General features: G+C 67.2%; 14 protein-coding genes. 10 read left to right on the top strand and 4 right to left on the bottom strand.

The annotated features are described in order from the left end of the window. The first annotated feature begins 207 nt into the window (after window positions 1-207). From AC1DKR_RS20025 to AC1DKR_RS20010, 4 genes are all read left to right on the top strand, one after another. The gene (locus AC1DKR_RS20025) at window positions 208-1,857 is read left to right on the top strand and encodes a M28 family metallopeptidase (RefSeq protein ID WP_033830238.1); all 1,650 of its coding nucleotides are present in this window, start codon (window positions 208-210) and stop codon (window positions 1,855-1,857) included. Between the two features lie 247 nt (window positions 1,858-2,104). Next, window positions 2,105-3,364, top strand: coding sequence for a sensor histidine kinase (locus AC1DKR_RS20020; RefSeq protein ID WP_032977067.1), 1,260 nt, complete (start codon window positions 2,105-2,107; stop codon window positions 3,362-3,364). Next, entirely contained in the window at window positions 3,354-4,124 is a 771-nt protein-coding gene (locus AC1DKR_RS20015; protein ID WP_033830239.1) for a LytR/AlgR family response regulator transcription factor, read from the top strand. The genes AC1DKR_RS20020 and AC1DKR_RS20015 overlap by 11 nt, the downstream gene beginning before the upstream one ends. 32 nt (window positions 4,125-4,156) lie before the next feature. Beyond that, complete coding sequence (locus tag AC1DKR_RS20010) at window positions 4,157-4,501, top strand: hypothetical protein (protein WP_478034726.1); 345 nt, start codon at window positions 4,157-4,159, stop codon at window positions 4,499-4,501. Between the two features lie 39 nt (window positions 4,502-4,540). Here AC1DKR_RS20010 and AC1DKR_RS20005 read toward each other — a convergent pair whose 3' ends face one another. Next, window positions 4,541-5,155 (bottom strand): hypothetical protein, encoded by a 615-nt coding sequence (locus AC1DKR_RS20005; RefSeq protein WP_033832034.1) that lies wholly within the window; start codon window positions 5,153-5,155, stop codon window positions 4,541-4,543. 310 nt (window positions 5,156-5,465) lie between these two features. Between AC1DKR_RS20005 and AC1DKR_RS20000 the strand changes: the two genes are divergently transcribed. Further along, window positions 5,466-6,395, top strand: coding sequence for an oxygenase MpaB family protein (locus AC1DKR_RS20000; RefSeq protein ID WP_025878394.1), 930 nt, complete (start codon window positions 5,466-5,468; stop codon window positions 6,393-6,395). A gap of 134 nt (window positions 6,396-6,529) precedes the next feature. Here the strand turns inward: AC1DKR_RS20000 and AC1DKR_RS19995 are convergent, their stop codons facing one another. Then, complete coding sequence (locus tag AC1DKR_RS19995; protein WP_478034720.1) at window positions 6,530-8,641, bottom strand: M13 family metallopeptidase; 2,112 nt, start codon at window positions 8,639-8,641, stop codon at window positions 6,530-6,532. 174 nt (window positions 8,642-8,815) lie between these two features. Here AC1DKR_RS19995 and AC1DKR_RS19990 point away from each other — a divergent pair, with 174 nt between their 5' ends. Beyond that, window positions 8,816-11,878: a bifunctional diguanylate cyclase/phosphodiesterase gene (locus AC1DKR_RS19990; RefSeq protein WP_447944559.1), complete on the top strand. Its 3,063-nt coding sequence runs from the start codon at window positions 8,816-8,818 to the stop codon at window positions 11,876-11,878. Between the two features lie 94 nt (window positions 11,879-11,972). Here AC1DKR_RS19990 and AC1DKR_RS19985 read toward each other — a convergent pair whose 3' ends face one another. Continuing rightward, entirely contained in the window at window positions 11,973-12,854 is an 882-nt protein-coding gene (locus tag AC1DKR_RS19985) for a LysR family transcriptional regulator (protein WP_025878397.1), read from the bottom strand. Window positions 12,855-12,948: 94 nt separating this feature from the next. On the opposite strand from AC1DKR_RS19985, the gene AC1DKR_RS19980 reads away from it, so the two are divergent. The 4 genes from AC1DKR_RS19980 (at window position 12,949) to AC1DKR_RS19965 (ending at window position 16,094) form a co-directional block, all read left to right on the top strand. Further along, a complete protein-coding gene (locus tag AC1DKR_RS19980) occupies window positions 12,949-13,359 on the top strand; it encodes a DoxX family protein (protein WP_478034716.1) in 411 nt (136 codons plus the stop codon). A gap of 43 nt (window positions 13,360-13,402) precedes the next feature. Beyond that, entirely contained in the window at window positions 13,403-14,212 is an 810-nt protein-coding gene (locus AC1DKR_RS19975; protein ID WP_363729607.1) for a dioxygenase family protein, read from the top strand. Then, a complete protein-coding gene (locus AC1DKR_RS19970; RefSeq protein ID WP_312787091.1) occupies window positions 14,209-14,340 on the top strand; it encodes a hypothetical protein in 132 nt (43 codons plus the stop codon). Before AC1DKR_RS19975 ends, AC1DKR_RS19970 begins: the two co-directional genes overlap by 4 nt. A 110-nt stretch (window positions 14,341-14,450) precedes the next feature. After that, the gene (locus tag AC1DKR_RS19965) at window positions 14,451-16,094 is read left to right on the top strand and encodes a Na+/H+ antiporter (RefSeq protein WP_025878400.1); all 1,644 of its coding nucleotides are present in this window, start codon (window positions 14,451-14,453) and stop codon (window positions 16,092-16,094) included. A 69-nt stretch (window positions 16,095-16,163) separates the two neighbouring features. Here the strand turns inward: AC1DKR_RS19965 and AC1DKR_RS19960 are convergent, their stop codons facing one another. Continuing rightward, window positions 16,164-16,412, bottom strand: a complete 249-nt coding sequence (locus tag AC1DKR_RS19960) for a DUF3297 family protein (protein ID WP_025878401.1) — start codon at window positions 16,410-16,412, stop codon at window positions 16,164-16,166. Window positions 16,413-16,454 lie beyond the last annotated feature (42 nt).

The raw sequence follows: 16,454 nt of genomic DNA, 5'->3' as shown, positions 1-16,454 counted from the left end.
GGTTGCGGGAGTGTCCGCGGCATGGATGCCGCGGCCAAGCCCCCAAGGATGGGTTTACGGCGTCTCCCGCAACCGGACCCACCCCGCCATCCCACGGAATACCGTTGTTGCTCCGGCCGTTGCCGTTGTTTCGGCGGGTGCAGGGCGCAGCCCTGCCGAACCCCTTACCCCTTACACTCCAGAACGATTTCCCTGCTGGAGAGAGCAATGAAGCGAGTAGTACTGGGCGTGCTGGCCCTGTCGGTGTCGAGCGCACTGATGGCGGCCACCCCGAAATTCGATGGCGCGCGGATCTCCGCCGACGTCAAGGAACTGGCCTCCGACGCCTACGAAGGCCGCTCCCCGGCCACCGCCGGCGAACAGAAGACCATCGCCTTCCTCAGCAAGCAGTTCGCCGACGCCGGCCTGCAGCCCGGCGGCGACCTGAAGGACGGCAAGCGCCTTTGGACCCAGGCCGTGCCGCTGCGCAAGGGCGACATCGTCGGCACCCCGCAGCTGTCGCTGCAGCAGGGCGGCAAGACCATCGCGCTGGAGCAGGGCAAGCAGATCGCCGTGCGTGCAGCCATGAACGGTGCGACCAGCGTGGACATCAGCAAGGCACCGTTGGTGTTCCTCGGCTATGGCGTGAAGGCAGCAGAGCGCAACTGGGACGACTTCAAGGGCGTGGACCTGAAGGGCAAGATCGCCGTCGTGCTGATCAACGACCCGGACTTCGAAACCGGCAAGGGCGACTTCGACGGCAAGGGCATGACCTGGTATGGCCGTTGGCCGTACAAGTACGAAGAAGGCGCACGCCAGGGCGCACTCGGCGTGCTGATCGTGCATGAGACCGCCCCGGCGTCGTATGGCTGGGCCACGGTGGCCGGCTCCAACACCAACACCATGTTCGACGTGGTGCGCGACAATCCGGCTGACAGTCATCCGCTGCTGGAAGGCTGGATCCAGCGCGATCTGGCGGTCGAACTGTTCCGCTCGGCCGGGCAGGATTTCGAGGCGCTGAAGAAGAAGGCGCAGCAGCGCGACTTCACCCCGGTGCCGCTGACCGGCGCCAGCCTGGATGCGAAGTACGCGGTGAAGACCGAAGTGATCACCTCGCACAACGTGGCCGCGCGCCTGGAAGGCAGCACGCATCCGGACGAGACCGTCATCTACAGCGCGCATTGGGACCACATCGGCGTGGGCGAGCCCGACGCACGCGGCGACCGCATCTTCAACGGCGCGCTGGACAACGCCAGCGGCACCGCCTCGCTGATCGAACTGGCGCGTGGCTTCGCCAAGGCACCGCGTCCGCAGCGTTCGGTCGTGTTCCTGGCGGTAACTGCCGAGGAGAAGGGCCTGCTGGGTTCGGAGTACTACGCAACGCACCCGCTGTACCCGCTGGAAAAGACCGTGGCGATGATCAACATGGACGGCATGGCGCCGTTCGGCCCGTCGCGCGATTTCGGCATCTACGGCGCGGCGCGCTTCGAGCTGCTGGACCAGCTGAAGGACGTGGCCAAGGGCTGGGACATCCGCTACACGCCGGACCCGAAGCCGGAGGCCGGCCTGTTCTTCCGCTCCGACCACTTCCCGTTCGCCAAGCGTGGCGTGCCCGCGCTGTCCTGGTCGGCCGGGCAGGACTGGGTGGACGGTGGCGTCGCGGCGGGCAAGAAGGCGTCCGAGGACTACACCGCCAAGCGTTACCACCAGCAGGGCGACGAGTGGCAGCCGGACTGGGTGTTTGCAGGCGCCGCCCGCGACCTGGAAGTGCTGTACACCCTGGGCAACCAGTTGGCCAACTCGCGCAGCTGGCCGAACTGGAGCAAGGACGAGGCGTTCCGCGCCGTGCGTGACGCCAGCGCCGACCAGCGCAAGTAAGGGAATGCGCCGGGTTCGCCCGGCGCCTCCCCGGTTGCCGGCCGCTGGCCGGCAATCGTGTGATGCCTGGTAGTGCCGGCCGCTGGCCGGCAACCCGGTGATGCTTCCGGAAGCAATGGGGAGCCGGCCAGCGGCCGGCACTACCAGAACCGGTTCCATCCACCCTTTCCCGGCCTTCGTCGCACATCGCTTGTTTGCCCGAAGGGCCGCTCTATGCTCGGCTCACCCCTTCCACCAAGGCGCCGCCGTGATCGCCAGCTTCTCCCTCATCATCCGTCATCTGCTGGCCTGGGCCGCGGCGCTGTTCGTTGCCGGCATGGTCTGGAGTGGCATCTTCAGCGGCATGAACGACGGCCCGGGCTGGGTATTCGGGCTGCTGGTGATGTTCCTGATGATTTCCGCGCTGGGCAGCGCGATCACCCACGTGCGCCGGGTCTGGCTGGTGGCCGGTCGCCTCGATGGCGCCACGTTGTCGGGCCGCCAGCGCCGGCAGATCGAACTGCCGATGGATGCCGGCCAGGCCTTCGCAGTGGTCGAGGCTGCCGTCGGCGAACTGCCGCGGGTGGAAGAGGTGGAGAGTTCTGCCGGCAGTCTGCAGGTACGTGCCTATGTGCGGCGCGTCGACCTGTGGAACGGCCGGCAACCGTCGCGCTGGAACCTGCCGGCGCGGCTGGCGATCAAACGCAACAGCGTGCTGGCCACGGTAACGCCGGGGCAGGGCACCAGCACGGTGACCCTGCTGTTCGAACCGGACGCCGGCTGGTGGGCCGATCTGTTGGCACTGGATGAAGGCAGCAACTATGAGAACGCCGAAGCGGTGACCCGAGCGATCAGCCGCCGCGTGGCCGACCAGCGCCGCGACGAGCAGGCCGCTGCCGAACAGACCCAGGTGGAAAAGGAACTGTCGGTCGCGCGCTTGAACCTGCTGCACGCGCAGGTCGAGCCGCACTTCCTGTACAACTCGCTGGCCAATGCACAGGTGCTGACCCGCACCGACCCGGCGCGCGCCGAGCAGATGCTCGGCCACCTGATCCAGTACCTGCGCAGTTCGCTGCCGCAGGTGGATGAATCGGTTTCCACGCTGGGCGTGGAGCTGGAACGTACCCGCGCCTATCTGGAAATCCTGCGCATCCGCATGGGCGCACGGCTGGCGGTGGAAGTGCAGGTGCCTACCGAGCTGCACGAAGTGAAGATGCCGGCGATGGCGCTGCAGACCCTGGTCGAGAATGCGATCAAGCACGGCCTGGAACCCAAGCCCGGCGGCGGCACGATCTGGATCCTCGCGCGTGGTTTCGATGACCATGTCACCGTGACGGTCGCCGACGATGGGCTCGGTTTCGGACAGGGCACCAGCGGCACCGGCATCGGCCTGAAGAACCTGCGCGAGCGCCTGCGGCTGACCTGCGGCGAGCAGGCCGGAGTGGCGATCGTCGCCAATTTCCCCAGTGGTGTAGCCGCTACCATGACCCTGCCGCAGTCGGCCAAGGAGCCCAGCCATGCCGCTTGAAGCGCTGATTGCCGAAGACGAGGAGCTGCTGCGGCATTCGCTGGTCGAGCAGCTCGGGCGGCTGTGGCCGGAGCTGAAGCTGGTGGCCGAATGCGAGGACGGTGCCAGTGCGCTGGAACAGCTGGCCGAGAAGCAGCCGGACATCGCCTTCCTCGACATCCGCATGCCCGGCATCAGCGGCATCGAAGTGGCGCGGTCATTGGCCGAACTGAGCCCGCGCACGCAGGTGGTGTTCGTCACCGCCTACGACCAGTACGCCATCGATGCCTTCGAGCAGGGCGCGATGGATTACCTGCTCAAGCCGGTCAGTGACGAACGGCTGCTGGCCACGCGCGATCGCATTCTTTCGCGGCTGCCATCCACGCGCCAGGACGATGCGGTGCTGGAGCGCCTGCTGCAGCGTCTGGGTGCAGGCCCGGCCGCCAATGATCGGCCGCCCCTGGCCTGGATCACCGCCAGCAATGGCCGCGATACGCAGCTGATCATGCTCGACGATGTGATCTATTTCCGTGCTGACAACAAGTACACCACCGTGGTCACTGCCGCCGGCGAAAGCCTGCTGCGCACACCGCTGCGCGAGCTGCTGGAAGTGCTCGATCCGCTGCACTTCCGTCAGGTACATCGCTCCACCATCGTCAACATGAAGGCGGTGGCAGCCGTCAGCCGCGACGATACCGGCCGTGGCGTGCTGCGCCTGCGCCAGCGTGCCGAAACCCTGGTGGTCAGCCAGCCGTTCATGAGCCTGTTCCGCGGCATGTAGCCGCAGCCATTGCCATCGACCGAGGAACGAACATGCGCCGTATCCTGCTTGTAGTTGTCGCCGTGTTGGCCATCGCCGGCTGCGAAAAGTCCAGCAACACGTCGATCACCCGCACCAATGCCAATGGCGTGGACACGCTGTACAGCAAGAGCACGGTGGTCGATGGCGTGGCGCGTTTCGAATGCATCGCCAGCAGCAGTGGCCAATGCCATTACCTGGTGCTGGTGCCGGGCTGCAGCACCGACACCGCTTGCGCGACGCCGCCGCTGCGCCGGTTCGCGGTGGCCGCAGGCAAGACCGAGCAGGTCAGCGGCCTGCCCAAGGACTTCCGCCAGTGCGTCAGCGACGTGCAGAAAGAACAATGCCACCGTGACTGAGCACGGTGGCATTGTGGCTCCCCCCGGATTGCGTTCGGCTCAGTAAGCCGGCTGCAGCGTCATGTCGTGATGGTGTTCGGTTTCACCGACATGATTCAGGCGACCCACCAGTTCGGAATGCTGCTTCATGCGCCCGATCTCGGTCATGATGCGGATGTCCTCGTGGCGCAGCTCGCGCTTGGCGGTGACCGCCTGCTTGTAGTCCAGCACTTCCGGATAGTGTTCAGCCAGGTCCAGCGCTTCGGCCACGTGCTCGACGCTGTCGGCCTTGGAGGTGATGCGGGCGCGGCTGTTGAAGGCCTTCATCCAGCGTTCGAAGCCCGCTGTGCGGTCGAACATGTTGGCCATGAACCAGATCACGAACAGGATCGAGATCCATGAGCCGAACACCACGACCACGCGGGTGAAGGTGATGTGGTAGTCGTCGCGCCACAGGTAATTGGTGATCAGGCCGAGGATCAGCAGCGAAGCCGCCTGCCATCCGACGATCGAAGTGATCAGCCATTGGCACTTGGCCTGGGCCAGCACCGCCACTTCATCGCGGATCTGCTGTTCGCTGAGGGTGCGCCAGTGCGCGACCTGTTTTTCGAACGGGCTGCTGTAGAGCTCGTTGTCGCGAAGCAGTAATCCCAAACCCTTGAACAAAGCAATCATGGCTGGCTCCTTGGTGGAACGTGCGGCGATCTGCAGTGGACGGTGTGGCAGGTTCAGTTCTAGCACTTCCAGCGAGCGGTGCAATGGCCTCAAGGCCACGCGGCACAAGGGTTCTGTCTGAACAGGTGAATATTGGTGCGACGCAACATTGCTCGCGTGGCCTGCGACAAGATGTCGCAGGGTGAAACGTGCTGCGCACGCACATGAAACCGACGCTGAGCGGGTGGGCTCGCTGTGCCGGTCGTGATCGACCAGAATCGGGGTGGACCGCGCAGGACGCGGTCCGCCCCTCCGCCGATCTGGACCCATGATGCCGCCGTTGCTGCACCGTCTTTCCCGCCCCGTCACCGCGCCGATCCGGCGCTGGGTCCTGGATGCGTTTCCGCGTGGCCAGAGCGGCATCGACTACGACCATCCACTGGGCGATCCCGGCTGGTTCGGGCCGGACAGCGTGACCTGGCGGATGCACGCTGAGCTGCCCTCGATGCTGGCCGGCGGTCTGTGTGCCCTGATGCTGCAGACGCTGCATCCGCGCGCGCTGGCCGGTGTCTACGATCATTCCAATTTCCGCCAGGACCTGGTCGGCCGCCTGCGCCGCACCACTGCCTTCGTGGCCGGCACCAGCTACGCGCCGGCGCGCGAGGTGGAAGCGCTGGTGGCCAAGGTGCGGCGCATCCACGCACAGATCCGCGGGCATACCGCGCAGGGCGAGCCGTATGCCGCCGATGATCCGCACCTGCTGACGTGGGTGCACGTGACCGAGGCCTACGGCTTCCTGCAGGGCTATCGTCGCTACGGGCGCGAGGTGCCTGCCGCGATCGCCGACCGCTATTACGACGAGTACCGCTGCGTGGCCGAAGCGCTTGGCGCGGTGGACGTACCACGCAGTGCAGCGGAAGTGGATGCGTATTTCTGCGCGCGGCAGCCGGAGCTGGTGGTGGACGAACGCTCACGCGAAGTGTTGCAGGTGCTGTCCGGCGTGCGGCTGCCTGTACCGGTGCCCGGCCTGTCGCGCGAGATATTCCTCGGTGCCGGTGCCGCGCTGTTGCCGGACTGGGCCGAGGGCATGCTCGAGCGCAGCACGCGCCAGCGTGCGCAGGCCGCAGCTTCGGCGAAGCTGATGCAGGGCATGGCGCCGCTGTTCCGCCGCGCGCTGCCCGACGGCCTGGCGAGCCGCGCCTGCGCCCGCGTGGGCGTGCCGGTGGAATCGTTGCGCGAGTGGCCGGCATTGCCCCGGTAGGCGCCGACCTTGGTCGGCGCGCCTTGCCGCGGTGCCCATCCATGCGATGCGTGGATGCCGGAAGAACGCCAACCAAGGTTGGCGTCTACCCATGGAAATAAAACGGGCGCCTTTCGGCGCCCGTCTGCGTTACATCACCACACCTTGACCCGCTTGTCCGGGGCCAGGTACAGCTTCTGGCCTTCCTTCACTTCAAACGCCGGGTACCAGGCGTCGATGTTGCGCACCGTCAACGCGCGGAACTGGCCCGGTGCATGCACGTCGGTCAGCAGCGAATTGCGCAGCGCCTGCTCGCGGCTCTTGCTGCGCCAGGCCTGGGCGAAGCCGAGGAAGAAGCGCTGGTCCGGGGTGAAACCTTCCAGGGTCTGGCCCGGCTTGCCCTGCAGCGACAGCTGGTAGGCATCGTAGGCGGTACCCAGGCCGGCGACATCGGCGATGTTCTCGCCCAGCGTCAGCTTGCCGTTGACGTGCACGCCGGCGAACGGCTCGTAGCTGCTGAACTGTGCGGCCAGCGCATCGCCCGCTGCGTTGAACTGCTTGAGGTCTTCGGCCGTCCACCAGTTGTGCAGTTTGCCGGTGTCGTCAAACAACGCGCCCGCGTTGTCGAAGCCGTGGCTGATCTCGTGGCCGATCACCGCGCCGATCGCACCGTAGTTCACCGCGTCGTCGGCGGCACCGTCAAAGAACGGCGGCTGCAGGATCGCCGCCGGGAACACCAGGCGGTTTTCCAGCGGCACGTTCATCGCATTGATGGTCTGCGGCAGCATCGCCCACTCGCTGTGGTCGACCGGCTTGCCCAGCTTGGCGATGTTGCGCTGGTACTCGAACAGCTCGGCGCGCTGCGCATTGCCCAGCGGATCATCACGACGGATGTCCAGGCCGGTGTAGTCGCGCCACTTGTCCGGATAGCCCATGCCCACGGTGAGGCCGGCCACCTTGGCCTTGGCGCTGGCCTTGGTCTGCGGTGACATCCAGGCCAGTGCATCGATGCGCTTGGCGAAGGCGGCGATGATGTTCTTCGCCATCTCGTCGGCACGTTCCTTGGTCTTGGCATCGAAGTGCTTTTCGACGTAACGCTTGCCGATGGCCTCGCCGACGGCATGGTTGGCGTCATCCACGGCACGCTTCCAGCGGTCGCTCTGCTGCGGCGTACCGCTCAGCGCGGTGCCGTGGAAGGCGAAGCGCGCATCGGCGAACTTCTTCGGCAGGTAGGCAGCGGCGCGGTCCAGCGCGTGGAAGGTTATGTAGTCCTTCCAGGCATCCAGCGGCTCGGTGGCCACCAGCTTGGACAGGCCGGCCACGGCCTTGGGCTGCCACACGATGAAGTCCTGCTGCTGGCCAAGCTTTGAGGCGTCCAGGAACGCGGCCCAGTCCATGCCCGGGGCCTTGGCGTTGAAGTCGGCCTGGGTCCAGGGGTTGGCGCCCTTGGTCACGTCATTGGTTTCTTCCTGCGTGGCATGCGCCTGGGCGATCTTCGTTTCCAGGGCGAGGATGCGCTGCGCCTTGCCGGCCGGGTCGGCCACGCCGGCCAGCTGCAGCACCTGCGCGATGTAGGCCTGGTACTGCTTGCGCAGGTCGGCCATGCGGCCACCGCCCAGGTAGAAATCGCGGTCCGGCATGCCCAGGCCGCCCTGCACCAGGTACGGCGCGGTACGGTCCGGCTGCAGCAGGTCCACCGACACCCACAGGCCGAACAGGCGGTCGGTGTAGAAGTTGGTGGCATTGAGCAGGTCGACGTCGGCGCGCACGTCGCCGCCGAGGGCGCGGGCCAGGCCGGCCTTGTCGGCGATCGCATCGATGTTCTTCAGCTGCGGCTGCACCGGTGCCAGGCCGCGCTGCTCGATGCCGGCCTCGTCCATGTAGGCGGCGTAGTAGTCGCCGATCAGCTTGTCTTCGCCGCTGGCCTGGGCGTTGCCGGCAGCGCCTTCCAGGATCGCGCGGGTGTCGGCCTGGGTCTTCTCGGCAATCACGTTGAAGCTGCCGAAGCGCGAGCGGTCGGCCGGAATCTCGGTGTTCTTCACCCAGCTGCCGTTGGCGAAACCGAAGAAGTCGTCACCGGCGGCGATGCTGCGGTCCATGCCACTGGCATCGAAACCAAAGCTGCCCAGCATCGGCTTGGCGGCAGCGGGTGTCGCCTCGGCCGGTGCGGCGGTGCCGGCGGCCGGATCGGCCGGGCGGTCGCAGGCGGCCAGGGACAGGCTGGCAACGATGGCCAGTGCCAGGGTGGGGCGGCGCAGCTTGGACATGGACTTCTCTTGCGGCGGAAAACTCCAAGTCTAATCCGCTGCGGGCCGGCTGGACGTGCTCGACAGGGCCAGCACTGTGCGTGATCTGGCTGAACACGCCGCAGCGATCTTCACGCGGTCACCGGCGTGGTGCATGCTGCGGGCTGGATGTCTGCAGCACCCGGGGGAGGGCGCATGCAGGACGGGTCGAGGCGTCAAGAATGGCGTCCGCCGGCCGTTGAGGTCGGGGATGTGGAGGAATCGTTCGCGCATGAAGCCAGCCGACTGCACAGGGAAGACCGACCGATGCCGGCGCTGAGACACGCGCTGGCCCGGCCGTTGCGTGCCATTACCTGGGGCGGCGTGGTGCTGGGCGTGCTGCTGGCGGCAGGCCTGGCCGCGATGCTGGCCAACGATTACCAGCGCCGGCTGGAAGCCGCGCAGCGGCAGAGCCGGGCGCTGGCGATAGGCAGCGAGCGCCTGCTGGCACTGGAGCTGCGCAACCTGGAACGGGCGATGGCCGGCATCGCCGCCGATGCGGCCGAGCTGTTCCGCACGGTGCCTGCGCAGGCGCCTGGGCTGCTGGACGCCGCCATAGCCGGCGTGCTGCGCCGGCACGCTGAACTGCACAGCATCGTCGTGCTCGATACTTATGGCCGCGCCCTGACCGCCGGCAAGGGCGACCTGCAGCTGCCACTGTGGACCGATCCGCAGCGACGGGGGCAGGGAAGTGCGCTGTACATCGGGCCGCCGCAGCGTGCCAGCGATGGTGGCTGGGTGGTGCCGCTGGCGCTGCCGATGGCTGGCGATCGCTGGCTGCTGGCACGGCTGCGCTGCGGCGAACTGCAGCGGATCGTGGGTGGTCTGGATGTGGGGCCCAGTGGCCTGGCCTCGATCAGCGACGCCGATGGCTACATGCTGGCCCGTGTCCCCGATCCGCACGGCACCGTCGGCCGCCGTTACACGCTGCCGGCACGCACGCTGCTGGGCCGGCAGGCAGTGGTCGAGCTGGGCAGCATTCCCGGAGCGGTGGACCAGATACCGCGCATCTCCACCATCAGCACCCTTGAGCGCAGTCCACTGGCGGTGCAGGTCGGCCTGGCAAACGAAGATGTGCTGAAGCCGTGGTGGCCGTATCTGCAGGCGGCGATCGCCATCATGCTGGCCTACGTGGTGCTGCTGCTGGTGCTGCTGTACGCGGTGCGCCGCAGCACGCACCGGCAGCAGTCGATGGCCGAAGAGCTGCGCACCGGCCACGCCGAGCTGCGCCTGGCCCATCAGGTGGGCCGCGTATGCACCTGGTATGTCGACGAAGACGCTGCGCTGCTGCGCTGGTCACCGCTGGCGCGCGAGATCTTCGGTGTGCAGACCGATGCGCTGCCGGTGGCCGAATTCTTCGCCCGCGTGCACCACGATGACAGCGCACGCATGCAGCAGGCCTTCGATCAGGCCTTCGCCGGCAACGCTGTACTCGACGAAGAATTCCGTCTGGTGCTGCCCGGCGGTGCCGTGCGCTGGGTTGCCGCGCGTGGCCAGCGGGTAGCGGTGGTCGATCGGCAGCGGCGCATGATCGGCGCACTGACCGACCTCAGCGAGCGCTACCAGGCACGCGAACAGATGCGCCAGGTGGAACGCCGCTTCCGCCTGCTGTTCGATCGCAACCCCGCGCCGTTCTGGGTGTTCGATCCGGACACCTTGCGCTTCATCGAGGTCAACGAGGCGGCCGTGCAGCAGTACGGCTACAGCCGCGACGAATTCCTGGCGATGAGTATCCTCGACATCCGCCCACGCGAGGGCTGGGACGAGGTCAAGGGCGCGATCGCGCAGGTGCGCAGTGGTGAACTGCAGGACGCTGCGGTGCGCCTGCACCAGCGCAAGGATGGCAGTGTGTTCGAAGTGCGCGTGCACCTGTCGCAGCTGGATTTCGATGGCCAGCCCGCGTGCCTGGTGCTGGCCGAGGATGTCAGCGAGCGCCTGGCCTACGAGCGCGACCTGGCCTATCACGCACGGCACAACCCGGCCACCGGCCTGCTCAACGTGCGCGCACTGAGCGAACAGCTGGACGAGCAGGCTGGCGCCTACACCATCGCCTATGTGCAGCTGCGCGGTCTGCAGCTGGTGGCCGATACGCTGGGTCGTGAGATCGGCGACGCGGTACTGCAGTCGATGGCCTCGCGCCTGGGCGGGCTGGGCGCGCGCTTCGGCCTGCTGGCGTTCCAGCCGGCGGAGGATTTCGTGCTGGCCATCGCGCCGGAACACAATACCCAGCGCGTGCTGGACGATCTGCTGCAGATCGTCTCGGCACCGATGCGCGGCCAGGATTCGCTGCACCAGTTCGAACCCCGCATTGGTGTGGCGGTACGTGACGCCGATGCAGGCCACAGTGCGGAACAGGCGATCGGCATGGCCGCACAGGCAGCACACGCGGCCCGCGCCGAAGGCAACGTCGTGGCCTGGTTCGATGCGGCGGTGACCATCCGCCTGGCCGACCGCCTGCGCCTGGCCGGGCGCATCCACGCGGCGATCGACAACGAATTCCAGCTGTACTTCCAGCCGATCCGGCACGCCAGCGATGGCAGCCCGGCGTCGCTGGAGGCGCTGCTGCGCTGGCCGCAGGCCGATGGCAGCTTCATCCCGCCCAGCGAGTTCATCCAGTTGTGCGAGGACACCGGCCTGATCCTGGCGTTGGGACGCTGGGTGATCCGCGCAGCGGCACAGGCGCAGCGGCGTCTGGTCGAAGCCGGCTGGGGCGAGCTGTCGATCGCAGTCAACGTGTCGGCGGTGCAGTTCTTCAACAGCGATCTTGTGGCCGAGTTTGCCCGCGCGCAGCAGGATTTCGGCCTGGCCCGTGGTGCACTGCACGTGGAACTGACCGAGAGCAGCCTGATGCGCAAGCCGGCACAGGCGATGCAGACCATGCAGCGCCTGCACGAGCAGGGCATCCGCGTGTCGCTGGACGATTTCGGTACCGGCTACTCGAGCATGTCCTACCTGCAGCACCTGCCGCTGGACGTCCTGAAGATCGATCGCAGTTTTGTGGCCGACGTGGAAACCAATCCCCGCAACGCGTCGATCTGCCGGGCACTGCTGTCGCTGGGCCACAGCATGGGGCTGACGATCATCGCCGAGGGCGTGGAAACGCCGGGACAGCTGGACTGGCTGGCCGCGCATGGTTGCGACCAGGTGCAGGGCTACCTGCTGGGGCGGCCGGCACCGCTGGAAAAGATCATCGCGCAGCTGGATGAGGTTGTCGTTTGACCGGTAGTGCCGGCCGCTGGCTGGCAGCCGAGGGCAATCGATGTCATGCGGATGCCGGCCAGCGGCCGGCACTACCGGAAGTCGCGCGAATCCCCTACACCCCGGTTTCCACCAGGTAGTCGATGAAGCTGCGCACCTTCGGTGCGAGATGGCTGCGGCTGGTGTAGACGGCGAAGATGCCGATCGGCTCAGCTTCCCATCCGGGCAGGATGCGCACCAGGCGGCCATCGGCCAGCGCCTCGTGCAACAGGAAGTCCGGCTGCAGGATCACGCCCATGCCGGCAATCGCGGCTTCGCGCAGGACGTCGCCATTGTTGGCGCGCAGCAGGGTGGTCACTGCAACCTTCACTTCGCCACCCGGTCCCTGCAGTGGCCAGTGGTCGCCGGCGGCCCAGTAGCTGTAGCCGAGGCAGGCGTGGGTCTGCAGATCCTCTGGTGCCTGCGGTGTTCCGTGTGCGGCCAGGTAGGCCGGTGCGGCACACAGGCTGATCCGCGATTGGCCCAGGCGCCGCGCGATCAGGCTCGGGCCCGGTTCGCGGGTGATGCGGATGGCCACGTCGTAGCCTTCTTCGACCATGTCCACCAGGCGGTCGGACAGCGCCAGGTCCAGCTCGACCTGCGGGAAGCGCTCGCGGTAGCCGGCCAGCAAAGGGCCGAGGCGGGCGATGCCCCAGCTGACCGGTGCGTTGATGCGCAGCGTGCCGGACGGCTCCAGCGCCTGTGCGCCGATGCTGGCCTCAAGCGCATCGAACTCGGCCAGCAGGCGCACGCACTGCGCGTAGTAGGCGGCGCCGGCGCTGGTCGGGCTGACCCGGCGGGTGGTGCGGTGGAGCAGGCGGGTGGACAGGCGCTTTTCCAGCGCGGCGACCTGGCGGGTGACACCGGCCGTGGACATGTCCAGCGCCTGTGCGGCGGCGCTGAAGCCGTTGCGTTCGACCACCGCGACGAACACGCGCATGGCATCCAGGGTGTCCATTGTTGCGCCTTCTGAAATAAATACGGTCGATCCATCGTATTTATCGGCAATGGAGGGCGCAATAACCTGTGCCCTGTCCCTACCGAGGTATCCCATGAACGCTACCGCCGCCCCCCTGTCTCCGCTCGCCCCGTATGCCGCGACCCTGCTGCGGCTGGCCCTGGGCGTGTTGTTCCTGGTCCATGCGCTGACCAAGCTGCTGGTGTTCACTCCGGCAGGTACCGCGGCCTTCTTCGAGTCGCTGGGCCTGCCCGTAGTGTTGGGCTACCTCACCATCGCCATTGAACTGGCGATTTCCGCAGCCCTGCTGCTCGGCATCTACGCGCGCTGGATCGGCCTGCTCGGTGTGCCGCTGTTGCTGGGCACCATCGTGACGGTGCACGGCGCCAATGGTTTCAGCTTCGCCAACGCTGGCGGTGGTTGGGAATACCCGGCGTTCTGGGCGCTGGCCCTGGTCGTGCTGTTCCTGCTTGGCGATGGCCGCTGGACCCTGCGTTCGCGCTGAACGTCCCCCGGCCCGCTGTTGGTTCCTGTCATTGGAGAAGATCATGTCCCGCCTGCCTTCGCTGTACATCTCCCACGGCTCGCCGATGACCGCCCTGCATCCGGGCCAGGTCGGCGTGCGGCTGGCCGAGCTGGCCCGCGACCTGCCGACCCCGCGCGCGATCGTCATCGCCTCGGCGCATTGGCTGGCCCGGCAGCCGCTGGTCGGCAACCATCCGCAGCCGCCCACCCTCCACGATTTCGGCGGCTTCCCACGCGAACTGTTCGCGCTGCAGTACCCGGCGCCCGGTGATCCGGCGTTGGCTGAAGACGTGGCGGGCCGCATCGCCGCCGCAGGCCTGCCGGTGGCACTCGATCCGCAACGTGGCCTCGACCATGGCGCGTGGGTGCCGCTGCGCCTGCTGCACCCGCAGGCCGACATCCCGGTGGTGCCGGTCTCGGTCCAGCCGATGCTGGGCCCGCAGCATCAGTTCGCGCTGGGCCGTGCGCTGGCGCCGCTGCGCGAACAGGGCGTGCTGCTGATCGGTTCGGGCAGCATCACCCACAACCTGCACGACTGGGGCCACTACCAGGACGGCAAGCAAGCGCCCTACGTGCGCCCCTTCATCGACTGGGTGGAGCAGCGGCTGGCCGCCAATGACCGCGATGCCCTGTTCGACTACCGCCGACAGGCACCGTTCGCCGAGCGTGCGCATCCCACCGATGAGCATCTGCTGCCGCTGTACTTTGCGATGGGTGCGGCGGGTGAGGGTGGCTTCGGTGCCAAGCGCATCGATGCGGGTGTCGATGCCGGCTTCCTGGCGATGGATCTCTACCGCTTTGATGGTGCCGACCGCGCTCAGGACGCGGCATGACCCCGCCGCTGCTGCCAGGGCTGGAACGCCCTGCACAAGGACACGTGCAGGGCCAGTTGACAGTGCTGCATGACGACGTGGCCAGCACGCCGGCCTCGACCGGCCCGCGCTTGCTGTCGCGGTCCTGACGCGCATTCAGATGGCTGGCCGCAGTGGCGGCCTGCTGTGTTAAGTTTTTTCCCGTCCCCCGGCGCACTCCGGTTTTTCCGGCCCCACGCGCCGCTCCTGTGGAAGAAGCATGCACACCATCGAAGTCGTCCTGGCGATGCTGGTGGCCGTTGTCGCCAGCGGTTACCTGGTTCGCGTCCTGCCATTCTCGTTGCCGCTGCCGCTGGTGCAGATCGGCCTCGGCGCGGTGATCGCCGGGGTATTCAACCGCGGTCATGCGCTGGAACCGGAAGTGTTCTTCCTGCTGTTCCTGCCGCCGCTGCTGTTCCTCGATGGTTGGCGCATTCCCAAGCAGGGCCTGTTCCGCGACAAGGGCGCGATCCTCGAACTGGCGTTTGGGCTGGTGGTGTTCACCGTGATCGGCGCGGGCCTGCTGATCCACTGGATGATTCCGGTGATGCCGCTGGCGGTGTGCTTCGCGCTGGCCGCGATCGTGTCACCGACCGACCCGGTGGCGGTCGGCGCGATCGCTGCCAAGGCACCGATTCCCAAGCGCCTGATGCACATCCTGGAAGGCGAGTCGCTGCTCAACGATGCCTCGGGCCTGGTCTGCTTCCGCTTCGCGGTAGCGGCAGTGATGACCGGTACCTTCTCGTTGGCGACCGCCTCGCTGACCTTCGTGTGGGTGGCGGTGGCCGGCCTGGCCGTCGGCGTGGCGGTCACCCTGGGTGTGTCCACGTTCCAGCGCTGGCTGTGGCGCCGCTTCGGCGAAGAGCCGGGCGCGGCGATGCTGGTCAACCTGCTGATCCCGTTCGCGGCGTACCTGCTGGCCGAAGAGATCAATGCTTCGGGCATCCTCGCTGCGGTCGCAGCGGGTATTTCGATGAGCTACGTGGAAATGACCGGCCGTGTCTCCGGCAGCATGCGCGTGCAGCGTGCCGGCGTCTGGAACATGCTGCAGTTCAGCTTCAACGGCATCATGTTCGTGCTGCTGGGCGAGCAGCTGCCGGGCATCGTCGAACGCGCCACCACCACCATGAACGAGAGCGGCCACCAGAGCGCGTGGTGGCTGCTGGTGTACGTGCTGGTGATCAACGCAACGTTGATCGCGCTGCGCCTGCTGTGGGTGTGGCTGTCACTGCGCTGGAACCTGCTGCGCGCGCGTCGCCGCGGCCTGGAGCGTGGCGAGGCACCGAACTGGCGCATCGTGGTGGCCACCTCGGTGGCGGGTGTGCGTGGTGCGATCACCCTGGCTGGCGTGTTGACGCTGCCATTGTTCCTGCCCGATGGCAGCCCGTTCCCGGCACGCGACTTGGTGATCTTCCTGGCTGCTGCGGTGATCCTGTGCTCGCTGGTCGGCGCCAGCGTGGCGCTGCCGCAGCTGTTGAAGGGCCTGCAGCTGCCGGCCGATTCGGGTGAGCGCAAGGAAGAGGATCTGGCCCGCAAGCTGTCCTCGAAGGCTGCGTTGGCGGGCGTGGAGCGCATGCGCCAGCAGCTGGTGCTGAACCAGAATACCGAGAACGTGCAGCTGTACAACGACGCCGCATCGCGGGTGAGCCTGCTGTATCAGCGGCATCTGGACCGCGACAACCCGGACGTGGACCCGGAAAAGGTGAACCGGATGGAGATGGGCTATCGCCAGCTGCGCAGCGCCGGGCTGAATGCCGAACGCGAGGAACTGTTCCGGCTGACCCGCCGCGGCGTGGTGTCGGACGAGATCGCACGGCGGCTGATCCGCAACCTCGACCTGCTGGAATCGCGCAAGCGCGAGTGACCGGTATGCCGATCGGGGTCAGATCCCTTTCCGCAGGAAAGGGATCTGACCCCGCCCCGGGACGGCCGGTTACTCCGGCTTCTGTTCCAGGAAATACGCCTCGACCTTGCCCTTGACCTTGATGGTCATCGGGTTGCCGCGACGGTCACGAGCCTTGCCGGCCTGCACGCGGATCCAGCCTTCGCTGACCGAGTATTCCTCGACGTTGTCGCGCTCGACATCGTTGAAGCGCACGCCGACGCCGCGTTCCAGGGCCTGCGCATCGTGGAAGGGGCTGGCCGGGTTGATCGCCAGGTGGTCGGGAGGGGTATCGCTCATCGCTTCATTCACAGTGACGGCCACCACGGCCGGCTTCAGCAG

The sequence above is a fragment of the Stenotrophomonas sp. 01N47 genome, from assembly GCF_056399165.1.
The sequence above is the reverse complement of the archived record's forward strand: the minus strand, read 5'-3'. Positions and strand labels throughout refer to the sequence as shown.